Origin of the sequence: Robertkochia sediminum (assembly GCF_016786255.1) — a bacterium.
GTDB classification, from domain to species: Bacteria; Bacteroidota; Bacteroidia; order Flavobacteriales; family Flavobacteriaceae; genus Robertkochia; species Robertkochia sediminum.
Genome location: NZ_JADMKT010000064.1, coordinates 168,757 through 184,151, shown reverse-complemented (window position 1 = coordinate 184,151; position 15,395 = coordinate 168,757). Strand labels below are relative to the sequence as shown.

At 46.5% G+C, this 15,395-nt stretch carries 14 protein-coding genes; 7 read left to right on the top strand and 7 right to left on the bottom strand.

Annotation, left to right across the window (positions count from 1 at the left end):
* The first annotated feature begins 6 nt into the window (after positions 1-6).
* From IS446_RS02800 to IS446_RS02770, 7 genes are all read left to right on the top strand, one after another.
* Positions 7-1,164, top strand: a complete 1,158-nt coding sequence (locus IS446_RS02800; RefSeq protein ID WP_203058357.1) for an NADH:ubiquinone reductase (Na(+)-transporting) subunit B — start codon at positions 7-9, stop codon at positions 1,162-1,164.
* A gap of 2 nt (positions 1,165-1,166) precedes the next feature.
* The gene (nqrC, locus tag IS446_RS02795) at positions 1,167-1,892 is read left to right on the top strand and encodes an NADH:ubiquinone reductase (Na(+)-transporting) subunit C (RefSeq protein ID WP_203058356.1); all 726 of its coding nucleotides are present in this window, start codon (positions 1,167-1,169) and stop codon (positions 1,890-1,892) included.
* A gap of 2 nt (positions 1,893-1,894) precedes the next feature.
* Entirely contained in the window at positions 1,895-2,617 is a 723-nt protein-coding gene (locus IS446_RS02790) for an NADH:ubiquinone reductase (Na(+)-transporting) subunit D (protein WP_203058355.1), read from the top strand.
* Positions 2,618-2,646: 29 nt separating this feature from the next.
* A complete protein-coding gene (nqrE, locus tag IS446_RS02785) occupies positions 2,647-3,261 on the top strand; it encodes an NADH:ubiquinone reductase (Na(+)-transporting) subunit E (protein ID WP_203058354.1) in 615 nt (204 codons plus the stop codon).
* Positions 3,262-3,279: 18 nt separating this feature from the next.
* The gene (gene nqrF, locus IS446_RS02780) at positions 3,280-4,572 is read left to right on the top strand and encodes an NADH:ubiquinone reductase (Na(+)-transporting) subunit F (RefSeq protein WP_203058353.1); all 1,293 of its coding nucleotides are present in this window, start codon (positions 3,280-3,282) and stop codon (positions 4,570-4,572) included.
* Between the two features lie 69 nt (positions 4,573-4,641).
* Positions 4,642-5,004, top strand: coding sequence for a Na(+)-translocating NADH-quinone reductase subunit F (locus IS446_RS02775; protein ID WP_203058352.1), 363 nt, complete (start codon positions 4,642-4,644; stop codon positions 5,002-5,004).
* Positions 4,979-6,019, top strand: coding sequence for an FAD:protein FMN transferase (locus IS446_RS02770; protein WP_203058350.1), 1,041 nt, complete (start codon positions 4,979-4,981; stop codon positions 6,017-6,019). The genes IS446_RS02775 and IS446_RS02770 overlap by 26 nt, the downstream gene beginning before the upstream one ends.
* Positions 6,020-6,141: 122 nt before the next feature.
* On the opposite strand, the gene IS446_RS02765 is transcribed toward IS446_RS02770, so the two are convergent.
* The 7 genes from IS446_RS02765 to IS446_RS02735 form a co-directional block, all read right to left on the bottom strand.
* Positions 6,142-6,906: a class I SAM-dependent methyltransferase gene (locus tag IS446_RS02765; RefSeq protein WP_203058348.1), complete on the bottom strand. Its 765-nt coding sequence runs from the start codon at positions 6,904-6,906 to the stop codon at positions 6,142-6,144.
* Between the two features lie 14 nt (positions 6,907-6,920).
* Complete coding sequence (gene map, locus IS446_RS02760; RefSeq protein ID WP_203058346.1) at positions 6,921-7,736, bottom strand: type I methionyl aminopeptidase; 816 nt, start codon at positions 7,734-7,736, stop codon at positions 6,921-6,923.
* A gap of 91 nt (positions 7,737-7,827) precedes the next feature.
* Entirely contained in the window at positions 7,828-9,222 is a 1,395-nt protein-coding gene (locus IS446_RS02755) for a TolC family protein (protein ID WP_203058345.1), read from the bottom strand.
* A 1-nt stretch (position 9,223) separates the two neighbouring features.
* Positions 9,224-10,582, bottom strand: coding sequence for an HlyD family secretion protein (locus tag IS446_RS02750; protein ID WP_203058344.1), 1,359 nt, complete (start codon positions 10,580-10,582; stop codon positions 9,224-9,226).
* On the bottom strand, positions 10,582-12,267 hold the full coding sequence (locus IS446_RS02745; RefSeq protein WP_203058343.1) for a peptidase domain-containing ABC transporter: 1,686 nt from the start codon (positions 12,265-12,267) through the stop codon (positions 10,582-10,584). Before IS446_RS02745 ends, IS446_RS02750 begins: the two co-directional genes overlap by 1 nt.
* Positions 12,268-12,270: 3 nt before the next feature.
* Entirely contained in the window at positions 12,271-12,945 is a 675-nt protein-coding gene (locus IS446_RS02740) for a TetR/AcrR family transcriptional regulator (protein WP_203058340.1), read from the bottom strand.
* Positions 12,946-13,071: 126 nt separating this feature from the next.
* The gene (locus tag IS446_RS02735; protein WP_203058339.1) at positions 13,072-15,384 is read right to left on the bottom strand and encodes a M1 family metallopeptidase; all 2,313 of its coding nucleotides are present in this window, start codon (positions 15,382-15,384) and stop codon (positions 13,072-13,074) included.
* Positions 15,385-15,395: the final 11 nt, after the last annotated feature.

Here is a 15,395-nt window from a genome sequence, read left to right as displayed (position 1 = left end):
ATAGCTATGAGTTTTTTAAGAAAGAAGTTAGATGACTTAAAGCGACCTTTCGAGAAAGGTCAGAAGTGGGAGAAATTCGCTCCTGCTTTTAGTGCGTTCGATACTTTTTTGTTCGTTCCGGATCACACAACTAAGAAAGGGGCTCACATCCGCGATGCGGTAGACCTTAAACGTACCATGATGGTTGTGGTACTCGCCCTTATTCCGGCGTTGATCTACGGAATGTACAATACAGGATACCAGTATTTCTCTCAGACGGGAGAAGCTTTTACCTTTTTTGATGCCTTCCTTCACGGAGCATGGAAGATCGTTCCTATGATCGTTGTTTCCTATGCGGTGGGACTTGGTATTGAATTTATCTTTGCTATTTACCGCGGTCACGAGGTGAATGAGGGATACCTGGTTACAGGATTGCTTATTCCGATGATCATGCCGGTAGATATTCCACTCTGGATGGTGGCTGTTTCTGTGGCCTTTGCCGTACTTATCGGAAAAGAGGCCTTCGGAGGAACAGGGATGAACATCCTTAACCCGGCGCTAATGGCTCGTGCTTTTGCATTCTTCGCCTATCCTACTTATATGTCTGGAAACAAGGTATGGGTTTCTGAAGCCTCTAATGTGGATGGTATTTCAGGAGAGACCATTCTTGGGTCGCTTGCTGCCGGTAAGGAAGTGAGTTATGATATGTGGAGCATGTTCGCGGGAGCTATTCCGGGATCTATCGCAGAGACCTCTACATTATTTATTGGTCTTGGAGCCTTGTTGTTGATCCTTACAGGTATCGGAAGCTGGAGAATTATTGTTGGTGGATTCATCGGAGCTGCTGCAATGGCCTTCCTGTTTAACCTTTGGGGTGCAAATGCCCTGATGAGCTTCCCTTGGTACCAGCACCTCATTGTAGGAGGACTTGCTTTTGGTATTGTGTTTATGGCTACCGATCCGGTTTCTGCCGCACAGACCTATAAAGGAAAGTGGATCTACGGAATTTTAGTTGGGGTATTCAGTGTGATGATCCGTGTGTTCAACCCGGCTTATCCTGAAGGAGTGATGCTTGCCATCCTGCTTATGAACGTATTTGCGCCGACCATCGACCACTACGTGATCGAGGCAAGTATTAAAAGAAGAAAGAAAAGATTAGCAACTGTAACCGCTAAATCCGCTTAATTATGAACAGAGATAGTAACGCGTATACTTTCATTTTTGCCACCATTATGGTGATCGTGGTTGCTTCGGCATTGGCTATAGCAGCAACGTCCCTGCAACCTATGCAGGCAGAGAATGTACGTCAGGAGAAAATGCAGAACATCCTTACCACCATCGGGATCGATGTGGAAAGAGCAGAAGCTGCAGAGCAATTCAATAAATATATTACCGAGCAGATCGCTTTGCGCGCAGACGGTAGTATCGATAAAGATGTGAACGCCTTTAATATCGACCTTGCCAAAGAGGTTAAAAAGCCGGTCGAAGATCAGCTTTTCCCTTTGTATAAGGCTTCGGTAGAAGGTCAGAACTTTTACATTATTCCGCTTAGAGGTGCCGGTCTATGGGATGCCATCTGGGGATACATTTCATTGGAAGATGATGTGAACACCATCAAAGGAGCTGTTTTTGATCATAAAGGAGAGACTCCCGGACTTGGGGCTGAGATCACTCAGAGCTGGTTCGAAGAGCGCTTTAAGGATGAAAAGATCCTGAACGACAATGGAGAGTTCGTTGGAGTTAATGTAATGAAAGGTTATTCGGGTGGTAACAACAAGGACGATAACGCCATTGATGCCATTTCCGGAGCTACCATTACCGGTGATGGGGTAACCGATATGATCAAAGATCGTTTGGCTTACTACATCGAATACCTGAAAACACAGAAAGTTAACGTAGCATTAAATAACTAATTATGGCCCATAATAAAGATAACAAAGAGAAAGCTCCACTTACGCTTTTCGTTGCTGAAGAAAAGGAGCCTCTATTCTCTAAAAAGAACAGACAGTTATTGACTGATCCGCTGGACGACAATAACCCGATCACCGTACAGGTACTCGGTATTTGTTCGGCCCTGGCGATCACCGTTCAGTTGAAGCCGGCCATAGTTATGGCAATTGCCGTATTGGCAGTAATGGCCTTCGCTAATATGATCATCTCGATCATCAGAAACCTGATCCCAAACCGTATTCGTATCATCGTTCAGCTGGTGGTTGTTGCGGCTCTTGTGATCCTGGTAGACCAGGTGCTTAAAGCCTTCGCATATGATGTGAGTAAAGAGCTCTCGGTATTCGTTGGTCTTATTATTACCAACTGTATCGTAATGGGTCGTCTTGAGGCCTTCGCCCTGGGTAACGGGGTATGGAAGTCTTTCCTTGATGGTGTTGGTAATGCTGCCGGATATGGTCTTATCCTTGTGATCGTGGCTTTCTTCAGAGAGCTTCTCGGTTCAGGAAAGCTTTTCGGATTCGAAGTACTGGGTCATAAAGGGGTAACTCTTGCAGAGTCTACCGGACTTTATGCGCTAGGGTATGAGAACAACGGATTAATGCTTCTATCGCCTGCGGCACTGCTGGTTGTTGGGGTATTGATCTGGGTACAGCGAGCCAGAAACAGAAAATTAATTGAGAAGAACTAAGCTTCCAGGCTTAAAAAAATTACAGAATAATGGATTACGTAAATCTTTTTGTCAGAAGTATTTTTATAGAAAACATGGTTTTCGCCTACTTCCTGGGAATGTGTTCCTATCTGGCAGTATCGAAGACTGTGAAAACAGCAGTAGGTCTTGGAGCAGCGGTAATTTTCGTATTATCGATCACGGTTCCTATCAACTTCTTGCTGGATAACTACCTGCTTCGTCCGGGGGCCCTTTCCTGGTTAGGAGCTGAGTACGCTAATATCGACCTGAGCTTCCTGAGCTTTATCATGTTCATCGCGGTGATCGCTTCGATGGTACAGTTGGTAGAGATGATCGTTGAGAAGTTCGCACCGGCGCTTTACGGAGCTCTGGGAATCTTCCTTCCGCTTATCGCAGTAAACTGTGCGATTCTTGGAGGATCGCTGTTCATGCAGCAGAAAGACTTCGCCGGGATCGGGGAAGCTGCTACTTACGGATTAGGTTCAGGGATCGGATGGTTCCTGGCGATCCTTGCCATTGCCGCTATTCGCGAGAAGATCGCTTACTCGAACGTTCCTGCTCCGCTTAGAGGACTGGGGATCACCTTTATCATTACAGGACTTATGGCCCTTGGGTTCATGAGCTTCATGGGAATTAAATTATAAATCATTAGTTAAGAAAGAATGGATTATTCAGTAATCATTGCGAGTTTAGTAGTATTTCTGGTACTGATCTTTGCGCTTGTGGGGATCCTGCTCGGAGCGAAGGCTAAATTGGTGCCGTCAGGTCCTGTGAGCCTCAAGATCAACGGAGAGAAGGATGTTCAGGTGAATTCGGGAGGTACGCTACTTTCTACACTTGGAGATAATAAGATCTTCCTGCCATCGGCTTGTGGTGGAGGGGGAACCTGTATACAATGTAAATGTATCGTTACTGAGGGTGGAGGAGAGATCCTTCCAACAGAAGCCCCTCACTTTACCCGTAAGGAGATCGCCGAAGGATGGCGTCTTGGATGTCAGGTAAAAGTAAAACAAGATATGGTGATCAAAGTGCCTGAGGAGGTATTTGGGATCAAAAAATGGGAGGCTGAGGTTGTTCGTAACTGGAACGTGGCTTCCTTTATCAAGGAATTCGTAGTGCGTATCCCTGAGGATATGGATTACGAGGCCGGAGGTTATATCCAGATCGAGATCCCTCCATGTGAGATCAAGTACAGTGATATCGATATTACTGCCCACCCTGAAGAACACGACGATCCTAAGAAATTCCAGATGGAGTGGGATAAGTTCAACCTTTGGCCATTGGTAATGAAGAACACGGAAACTGTAGAGCGTGCATATTCGATGGCTTCGTATCCTGCAGAAGGGCGCGATATCATGCTTAACGTTCGTATTGCCACCCCACCATGGGATCGCAATAAGAATGGATGGATGGATGTAAATCCGGGGATCGCTTCCTCGTATATCTTCTCGCGTAAGGCAGGAGATAAGGTGACCATCTCAGGACCTTATGGTGAGTTCTTCATTAACCACAGTGATGCAGAAATGCTTTACGTGGGTGGTGGAGCAGGTATGGCGCCAATGCGTTCGCACCTGTATCACCTGTTCAAAACCCTTAAGACAGGAAGGAAAGTTACGTATTGGTACGGTGGTCGTTCTAAGCGTGAGCTGTTCTACACAGAGCACTTCAGAGCGTTGGAGCGTGACTTCCCGAACTTTAAATTCTATATTGCCCTTTCTGAGCCACTAGAAGAAGATAACTGGAAGGTAAAAGATGGTCTTGATGGTGAAGGAGATGGATTCGTAGGATTCGTACACCAGGTGGTGATCGAAAACTATCTGAACCATCACGATGCTCCTGAAGATATCGAATTCTATTTCTGTGGACCACCACTAATGAACAAAGCGGTGGAGAAAATGTGTGATGATTTTGGAGTGCCACCGGAGAATGTTCGTTTCGACGACTTTGGAGGTTAATGAATACCGAAATTACAAATACCAAAACCGGCACCTCGCGTGTCGGTTTTTTATTTTATATTGAATACTATGGGAGTATTGAGTGAACAGGAATTGCACAATCTGGCAATGAACATCGTAGGTAAGGACCTTGAAAAGCAAGGTTTCGAGTTTATGGCTGTGAACAGTCAGCTCAAGAAGGATCCGCAATTCGTTTGCCTTAAGAATAAGAAATTACACTTCATTATCGTAAAAGCGATAGCTTATCCGGAAGACCCGAAAGACTTTGATATGATCTTTATGGAGAGTATCAGGGTACACGCCTTAAAGTTCAAAGCGCGTACGTATTATGCGGGGGTTGGCCTCGCAAATGCAAAGGACTATACCAAGCCGGTAACCAAAGAAGAAAACTATATCGTAAACTACAATGGCATTATTGAGATCGGTAGCTAACATAGCACTGGGACTCTGTTTTTTCGCTGTGATCGTGCAGTGTAAGCGTCCCGAACAAAAGATCGTACAGCAAACAGAAAGGGGTGAGGCCCTTGGAACTACCTATACCATTATCTATGAGGTGCCCTCCGATACAGTTTTCTACACCAGCAAGATCGCGCAGGTCTTTGACGAGGTAAACGCCTCGATGTCGACGTATATTCCCGACAGTGATATCAGCCGTATTAATAGGGGAGATACTGCTGTAGTGGTGGATGCCTATTTTGAAGAGGTGTTCGCTAGTGCCCGTGAGGTATGGCAAAGCACCAATGGTGTTTTTGACCCGACGGTTGGCGCTTTGGTCAATGCCTGGGGGTTTGGCCCTGAAAAAGGTATAGCAACGCTGGATAGCGCCCAGGTAGACAGTATTCTTGTGTTTACAGGCTTGGAAAAGATCGCAATTGATGAGAGCAATAAGGTCGTGAAGAATCATCCACAGGTTTACCTTGATTTTAATGCGCTGGCAAAAGGGTATTGTGTAGACCTCGTAGGAAGGATGCTCGAAGAACAGGGGGTAGAAAACTACCTGGTCGAAATTGGTGGTGAGATCCTGGCTAAGGGTAAGAATACCATAAAAGATAAACAATGGGTAGTTGCTGTAGACGATCCTTTTCAACCGGCAGGAGAGCGCAGGCTCATTGCGAAATTAGCCCTCCACGACCGGGCAATGGCCACCAGTGGTAATTATCGCAAATACAGGGTCGATGAGGTTACCGGAGAAAAGTATGTACATACCATAGATCCGCGTACCGGGTATCCGTTTAAGAATAAGGTCCTGAGTGCTTCGGTACTGGCGCCTACATGTATGGAAGCCGATGCGTATGCCACCGCTTTTATGGGCATGTCTTTAGAGGGTATTAAAGAAACCCTGAACGGACTTGAGCACCTCGATGTATACATTATAAGCCTCAATGATCAGGGTGGGCTGCAGGAATACCGTACATCAGGCTTTCAAAGGCTGATGCTGGGGGATTAGGGCTTGCTGCGACCTTACGACTAACGTCGACCACTGCCTAAGTAGTAAGTTTTGCTTCGGGGGATAAGGTTTGCTGCTATTTTAGGAGTAAATAAAGGTTACTTCGCTTGAAGAAATAAGGCTTACTTCCTTACCACAGGAATGATCTCTTTTGGGTCGATGCGGTACGTATCGGCCTTTTCTTTTGGCATAAGCGCGGCCATTTGTTCTTCTTCGACCCTGAACCCGATGCTTCGGAGCTTGTCAAAATAGTCCCTCCCGTAGATACGCACATGGTCGTATTGACCAAAGATGCGTGCTCTTTCTTCTCTATCGGTAATGCTGTCGTCTTCAAAGGTGATTTCCCTGTCCAGTTCCTGGGGGATCTGAAATACGCCCCAGCCACCGGGTTTCATGATGCGGTAGAGCTCCTGCATCGCTTTCTTATCGTTTGGGATGTGCTCGAGTACGTGATTGCATAAGATCACATCAAAGCTGTTGTCTTCAAAGGGCAGGTCGCAGATATCGGCTTTCACATCGGCCAGCGGTGAATTGAGGTCGGTAGTGGTGTACTCCAGGTTTTCCAGTTGGCGAAAGCGTTTATAGAACGCCTGTTCGGGAGCAAAATGCAACACCTTTAAGGGTGCAGAGAAAAAATTGGTCTTCTCCTTCAGGAAAAGCCAAAGCAAGCGGTGCCTTTCGAGCGAAAGGGTGCCGGGAGCTAGTACATTGTCCCGCTGCTTGCCGTATCCGTATGGGAGAAAGCTTCGGTAGCTTTTCTGGTCAATAGGATCTGTGTAGCGATCGCCACTGTAATACATAGCCACCACCGGCTTCACCACATAACTTAAACGGATAAGCAGGGGGCGGGGTACGGTATTAAGGACGTATTTGAATAGTTTTTTCAAAAGAAAGAATAGGGTTATGCTTTCACGGTCTGCTTGAACTCGTCTTCCTCGTCGCTTTGGATACCCAGAACGTCATAGATGTACTTAAAGGTGGAAAGGATCTCCGGTTTACCATTGATCAGGGCTACGTCGTGTTCAAAGTGAGCACTTGGCTTTCCGTCGGCGGTTACGATGGTCCATCCGTCACGAAGCTGCTTGATGCGATGGGTCCCCATATTGATCATAGGCTCTATGGCTACGACCATACCTTCCTGGAATTTCTTACCGCGGCCGCGTTTTCCGTAGTTCGGCATTTCGGGATCTTCGTGCATCTTTTTTCCAATGCCATGACCTACAAGTTCTCGCACAACTCCGTACCCGTGACTCTCACAGTAGTTTTGAATAGCAAAACCTACATCGCCAACGCGATTTCCGTTCTTGAATTCACGAATTCCGATATAGAGGGATCTCTTGGTCACCTCGAGGAGTTTTTTGGTTTCCGGGTCTACTTCCCCGATCTCGAAGGTGTAAGCGTGATCGCCATAAAATCCGTTCATAAGGGCACCACAGTCTATAGATACCACATCGCCTTCTTCCAGGGGTTTGTCTGTTGGTAACCCGTGTACTACGGCTTCATTAACGCTGGTGAGCAGGGTAGAAGGACAGTCGTATAGCCCGAGGAATCCGGGTTCTGCCCCCTGGTCTCTGATAAAGGCCTCAGCAAGTTTGTCCAGATGGTTGGTGGTAACACCCGGTTTAAGTTCTCCTGCCAGCATTCCCAGGGTCTTGGAAACCACGAGGGCGCTTTGTCTCATCAATTCGATTTCTTCGGGTGTCTTGATCTTAACCATCTTAAATATGTTTGATAAACTGAATTTCAACTTGTAAATATACCTTGGTACAGGTGTGCAAAAATAGGGTATATTTTTTAGAAATTCAGGGTTAAGGATCCAGCACGATAGTCCTGATAAGCTCGGCCTGAGCTTCGGCCAGTTTGTAGTTGAGTTCGATCTGTTTAAGACGGGCTTGCAGCAGGCTGCGCTCCCGTGAGTTGAGTAAAAACACAGAGCTCTCTCCGAAGCTGAATTTGCGCTCTTCGGCCTGTAAAAGGGCTTCGTAATCGGTGGTCACCCGATTTACCTGATCGCGCTGTTGTACGTAGTTGTCAACCTTGGCCAGTGAAGCGATTACCTTGTTCTTAAGGGTAAGGCTTTCCTGTTCAAAGGCGTAATTGGCATCCTGGATCTTGAACTTGCTCATTTGCAGGGCACCCCGCTCTTTCCGAAGAAATATCGGGAAGCTGAATTCCAGTCCGAACTTGTAATCTCCGGTGTTAATGGTGTTCACCTGTTCTGCATCACTGGTGATGAAATTGTAATTGAGGTTGAGTTCAGGCTTTAGCATTTCTGCCTTCAGTCTTCGGTCTACTTCCAGGGTTTCGATCTTAGAGCGCATGGCCCTGATCTTTGGGTGAGCGGCCACGTCGAAATTAGTGATCTCAGCGCCATTTCTGGCAATGATCGCGCTAAGGGTTTCAAGGGTGTTTGGTGCAGGACGTATGCTCTGAGCGATCTCCAGGGGTATATAAGCCTCATCCCATAGAAAGTTAGAAAGGGCTAATCGGGAGCGCAGGAGCGATAGTTCTGCATTTCTAAGATTGATCCTTCGGTTTTGAACGGTGATACCCAGCTCAATACTGTCAATGGGGGCTTTGTCGCCCTCTTCGATCTGGCGTTTCAGGTTTCGCAAGCGGTAATCGGCGTTTTCGAGGAACTCACTGTAGAGCTCATACTCCCGATAGGCGCGAAACCAGTCCATGTAGGCTACGATAGATTCGTAGAGCAATTGGTTGATCTGGAGTTCTCTTTCGGCGGCATTGAGCTCTGTAAAGATCTTTGCCTGCTTCAGGGTGGCCATACGCTCGTTAATAAACAGCCCCTGACCTATGGGAACAGAGATCCCCGCACTGTAGAGTCCGTCTTCAGGCACAACGTTCTGCGGATTTAAAAAATTTCCATCGTTGAGCTCATACCCTGCCTGCAGTTCGATCCCGAACCAGGTAGGGATCTTAAAAGTACCGTAGAGTAGATCGTAATACTCGGTGTCTTTAAAGTCCTTACGATCGTAATCTACCGCGATCTTAGGATCAAATCCGCCACGGGCTTTTAGCAGGTTGGCCTGTGCGGTATTGATCTTCAGGTTGGCCTGTGCAGCAACGGGGTGATTCTTCTTGACAAAACCGAGAAACTCGTTCAAGTCAAAGATACTGTCGTTTTGCTGAGGGTAGGCCTTCAGGGAGAGCAGTAGAAATAGCGCTATGATAATCCTTCCGGTCATATTATTTCTTTTTCATTGCTTTATCCCCATCTTGCTGTTGGGGTTGATAGTAATTCGGAGGGAATCCGTTTAACTGTCGCCATAACTCAAACCAGATCGGTACATCTTCGAGCAGGGCAATGGTCTGGGCTCCAGATCCTGCGCGGATCTCTTCGGGCCATGGGTGGTCTTCCGGGTCCGGGGCGATCAGGATACGGTATTTTCCGTTGGTGCTAATATAGTTCTCTATAGCCACTACGGTACCTCCAAAGGTTCCGAAAGATAGGTTTGGCCATCCGGAGAAGATGATCACCGGCCATCCATCGAACTGAATACGCACTTTCTCACCTTTGTGGATAAGGGGAAGATCGATGGGGGAAATAAATGTTTCTACAGCGATCTCTATATCAGAGGGCATGATGCTCACAAGGGGGTCGCCTTCTTTTACGGTTTCTCCCAGTCCGGATGTGAGAGCCTTATTTATAAAGCCGCTCTGAGGGGCTGTGACATAGTTAAATGACCTTCGTACCTCGTAGTTGGTGTACTGGTTCGCGAGTTTGTTCACTTCGCCTTCCCCTTCGAATTGCATGCTCATTGCTGAAAACTTATCGCTTTCGGCCTTGGAGATCTTCTCGCCGTATTCGGCGAGGATACGACCTTGTTCGATCTCGGTATTGAGTACTTCGTTTTTACTGGAAAGCAGTTTGTTCTCCAGAGAGATCTTTTTGGCCTGTGCCTCCTGGAGTTTCATTTTTTTATCTTCAACCTCCTGCAGTGCTTTTAGACCTTCCTGGTTAAGGATGTTGGCCCGGTTGTATTGTCTCTCGGCAATAGTGAGGTTGGTCTTTGCAGCCTCCAGGTCGATGCTGTCACTCACCACCTTAAGGTTGGCCTGGATGAGTTTATTGCGCAACTGTTGGGTCTTCAGGTCCAACTCGTTCCTTAGATTATCGATCTGTATGTCTAAAGCCTTGATCTTACCTCCATAAGAAGCCACGCTTTGCTTTTTGGCGTTTAGTCGTGCTTCGGTACGTTGAAGCAGGGTGGGGTCAAAGTAGGAATCCTTGATCTCTGAAAGGAAGGCAATGGTGTCGCCCTTTTTTACATGCTGTCCTTCTCTCACATACCATTTTTCCACCCGACCGGGGATAATGGCATGAACCGTTTGCGGACGCTGTCCCGGGGTTAAGGTGGTCACGTAGCCCTCTCCCCGAACGTTCTGAGTCCATGGAAGGAACATAACGGCCAACATGATCAGGAGGAATATTCCTAACAACCGGCTAAAGGTTTTGTGGTGCTCTCTGAAGAATACCTTCTTTCCGGAGCGGGTCGTGGTTATATCGACCTTTTTATTCACACGATTTGTAGATATGTTCAGCATTATGATTGTTCTTTGATGTTGATGATCTTTCCGTTTTCCATAGTAATGATGCGACCGCAATTTGCTGCCCAACGCGGATCGTTACTTTCTACGATAATAGCCCACGGACGCTCTGGGGCGGTTAATGCGGAGATAAGTCGTTCCTTTTCGCTGGCGTCGAACTGATTGAGCGGATCTGAAAGGATCAGGAGTTTCGGTTTTCTGATAATACTCCTTGCCAGTACGATCTTTTTCATGATTGTATGCGACATTTGCCAACCTTCGGGTTTTAAGATCGTATTGAGGCCGTTAGGTTGGGCTTTTACGAACTCTCTGAGGCCTGCCATCTCAATTGCCCAGTCAATGTCTTTGGTGGTAAGGGAGGTGTCGCCAAAGGTGAGGTTTTCCAGAATGGTGCCCTCAAAAGGCGATTCTTCAGTGATGGCATGCCCCAAAAGCGCTCTGTAGGCATTGGGGCGAATAACCCTGCCGTTGTGATTGTTGATGAACATATTGCCCTCTGTAGGTTCGAACAATCCGGCGATGACCTTGAGGAGGGTCGATTTACCCGATCCGTTGGCCCCTCGCACAAGGATGAGGTCACGTGGATTAATGACCAGGTTAATATCCTTGATAATATTCTTTTTGCTGGTAGGCTGATGATAGGCTACCTCCTCGAGGCTAATGTAAAGATCATCTTTGGTCTCGTCAAGCTCAAGCTCTCCTTCCTGTTGTTCCAATTCCTTATCTACAGCTTGCCCCAGTTTTTCAAGAGAAGTAAGCATATCGTAAAAAGGTTCCAGCCCCAGAATGAGTTTCTCTACAGAGGTGATCACTAAAAGGATGATGATCTCTGCCGCTACGAACTGACCGATGTTCATTTGTTGGTTGAGTACCAGTAAACCACCAACCACCAGGAGTCCTGCGGTTACCAGTACCTTAAAGCCGATCATTTGGATGAACTGTACGATGAGTATGCGGAAGTGACTCTCGCGAGCATCGAGGTAATCATTGACCAGGGAGTCGCTTTTTTGCATGGCCAGAGAGGTTTTTCCTGAAAGTTTGAAACTTACGATAGAACGGGCGATCTCCTGTATCCAGTGGGCGATCTTGTATTTGTATTTAGATTCTTCCAGACTCGTACTTAGCCCCTTGCTGTATGTGAATTTAAATACGATGTAGATCAACACAATGAGCAGAATGCCATAGGCGATAAAGAACGGGTGGTAAAAGGACAGCAGAACCAATCCGAAAATGATCTGCAAGAATGCTGCCGGGATGTCCACGAGGAGTTTCGATAAGGTTTTTTGAATGGTAAGGGTATCAAAAAAACGATTGGCCAGCTCCGGCGGATAATAGTCGTCCAGCTCGCTCATTTTGATCTTTGGGAAGCGGTAGGAGAATTCGAAGGCCGACCGGGTAAAGATCTTTTGCTGGATATTTTCTATGATGCGTAGCTGCATAAGTTGAAGGATACCGGTAAAGGCTACTCCCAGAGTGACCAATACCACGAGAACCACCCAACTCGTAGAGGGCTGTGCAGCCTGGATAAGGTTTATGATGGCCTGAATTCCCAGCGGTAGGGTAAGACTCACCAGACCTGCGAACACGGCGTAGTACGCGATCTGGTAAATGTCTTTTTTATCCAGGCTGAGCATATTGATAAATCGCTGCCAGGATGTGATGATCTTTTTCGTGTTTTCCATAAGTTATGCGTTGATCTGCGTTAGAACCAATTGTTTGTAAAAATCTACTAACTCCTTGTTGTCGTTGAAGTCGGTAAGACTGGGCAGGTGTGCCTTGCTGTATTGTTGATGAAGTGCCCCCTGTATTACGGTAGACACCAGACTTCTTGGATGTGGGTATTGCGGATTAACCTCTGTGATGAATTGGGCTACCCTGCCTACCAGTCGCTTGAAAGTGGCGAAGTATCCCTCCTTGTTCTCCTGATCGACCTCCTTGGTGAGGTAGGATTTGGAAAACTCTGAGATCACAATACTCCCGAGAACCACCTCATTGATATGAGAGAAGTTCTCGTCTTTTTCAGGCGCCATAGTTACGATCTCCAGGGCGAGTTCGAGCTTGCTGCTCGGATTGGACATGTTGTGGGTGTTGAAAACCAGTTTGTATTCCATCCAGGACCAATACCAGTCGGTGAGATATACCAGCAGTTGGTGCTTGTTTTCGAAATAGCGGTAGATCGAGCTCTCTGTCGAACCGATCTTGTCTGCGAGCTTTTTAAAGGTAAAATGCTCGAAGCCTATTTCGTCGATTAGCAGGATGCTGTGATCTATGATCTTCTTTCCAAGTTTTGATGATTCCGGATCTTTGAGATAGATGTTCTCATTGATCTGGATCTTGAAATTCGAGAATAATCCTTGCATATAAACTATTTACACTCGCTAAAATAATAGTATTACTATTACTCTTAAAAGGTTTAGTAGTTTTTTAACAAAAAAAAAGCCGCCTAAATAATTAGGCGGCAGATTTTTAGCGAAGTGTTTTGGAGGTTATTTTCCTTTAACCTTCTGCTTGAACTTATCGAATTCGGTATCGGCCTCTTTTCTTGGCCATTGGTTATTTTCGGTGTTGATGTCGGCAGTTTCTTCTTTCGGGTCAACTACCACACTTGCGATCTCCTTGTTCGATGGCAACACTACCTTAACCTCCTGATCGTTCTTTCTCCAGATCTGTACCGGGTATTTCATGAGGTCTTTGCTTCCGTCTTTGTAGTTATACTCAACGATAAGCGGCATTGGGATTCCTCCCGGCTTGTTAAAGGTAATCTCGTAGAAATACTTAGGGATCTCCATATTGGCACGTGCTTCGGCATCAAAGTTGTCGATCATGTATTCTGTAAGCGTTTTGAAACGCTCAGCTTCACTTTGTTTGGCAACCTCGTTAGCGTATTCTTCGCTGTTTTCGTCTACCATGTAAACCATTGGAGGCAGATCTGAAAGGGAGTAACCTCTCTGCTCGATGGCTTCTTTGATCTTTTGGGTAGGCGTAGAGGTAACCACGAGTTTAGAAATGTTCTTAACGCCCATATCTACAACCTCCGTAGAATAGAACCATCCTCTCCAGAACCAATCAAGGTCTACTGCAGACGCATCTTCCATAGTACGGAAGAAATCTTCAGGAGTTGGGTGCTTGAACATCCAGCGCTGCGCATAGGTTTTGAAAGCGTGATCAAACAGCTCTTTCCCCATTACGGTTTCACGAAGGATGTTGAGTGCTGTTGCCGGCTTGCTATATGCATTAGGTCCAAGCTGGTATACGTTCTCCGGGTTCGACATGATCGGAGAGATAAAGTTTTGGTCTCCCTTCATGTAAGGAACGATCTTTTTAGGTGCTCCTCTTCGCGATGGGTAGTTTTCGTATCCGTCGATAGACTCCGGGTAGTTTTTACCGAAATCCTGCTCTGCAAGGTACTGCATAAAGGTGTCAAGACCTTCGTCCATCCATCCCCACTGACGCTCGTCAGAGTTAACGATCATCGGGAAGAAGTTGTGACCTACCTCGTGGATGATCACAGAGATCATTCCGAACTTGGTTCTGTCGCTGTATTCTCCTTCTGCATTAGGACGTCCGTAGTTCCAGCATATCATTGGGTATTCCATTCCCTGATTCTTAGCGTGAACCGAAACAGCCTTAGGATAGGGGTAGTCGAAGGTATGACGCGAATAGGTTTTTAAGGTCTGGATCACTGCCTTAGTAGAATATTCTTCCCAAAGCGGATTTCCTTCTTTAGGATACAAAGAAACGGCCATAACGGTTTTTCCGTTATTCATTTTTACTGCCTGACGCTCCCAGATAAATTTTCTGGAAGTTGCAAAAGCAAAGTCTCTTACATTCTCGGCCTTGAAGGTCCAGGTATTCTTTTTAGAAGCCTTTTCTGTTTCATTAACTCTGGCCTCTTCTTCCGTAACGATAAATACGGGCTTATCATAAGATGAAGCTGAAGCTTCAAAACGCTTGTACTGCTCTTTAGTAAGTACGTCTTTAGCGTTTTGCAGCGTACCGGTAGCTTCCATGATATGGTCTTCCGGTACGGTGATGTTCACTTCGTAGTTTCCGAAAGGAAGAGCGAATTCCCCATTCCCCCAGAACTGATAGTTCTGCCAACCTTCAACGTCGTTGTAAACGGCCATTCTTGGGAAGAACTGGGCAATAACATAGGCGTTGTTCCCATTTTCTTCAAAGTGCTCATAACCACTACGGGCTCTGTTCACAACGTGGTTGTTCACGTTGTACCACCATTTGATCTCAAAAGACATGCTTTCTCCCGGCTGAAGCGGTTGCTTGATGTCAACGCGCATCATGGTTTGGTTGATGGTGTATGTAAGCGGATTCCCTTTGGTGTCGGTAACAGCTTCGATGTTGAAACCTCCGTCAAAAGGCTCTCCCAGGTATTTGTCGGCAAAACGGCCGGCCATATCTGCAGAAGAGGCAGAAGCCGAATTTTTTAATAATGCAGGTGAATCTTTCTTACGGATGTTCTGGTCGAGCTGTAGCCACAGGTATTCAAGAACATCAGGAGAATTATTGGTATAGGTGATCACCTCTCTACCATAAAGTTTCTGGGTTTCGTCATCCAGCTCAATATCCATTTTATAATCGGCTTGTTGCTGGTAGTATGCATGACCGGGAGCACCGGCTCCTGTTCTGTACTGGTTAGGAGTAGCAAACTCCTGGTACAGTTGGCGGAATCTGTTATTGTTGAGGTGCCCTTCAGGGGTAGCCTCCTGTTCCTGTTCCTGGGCCTGCAACAAACCGAAAGAGGCTGTTGCAATAGCTGCAAAGAGAAACTTGGTTCTTTTCATAGTTGTTTTTA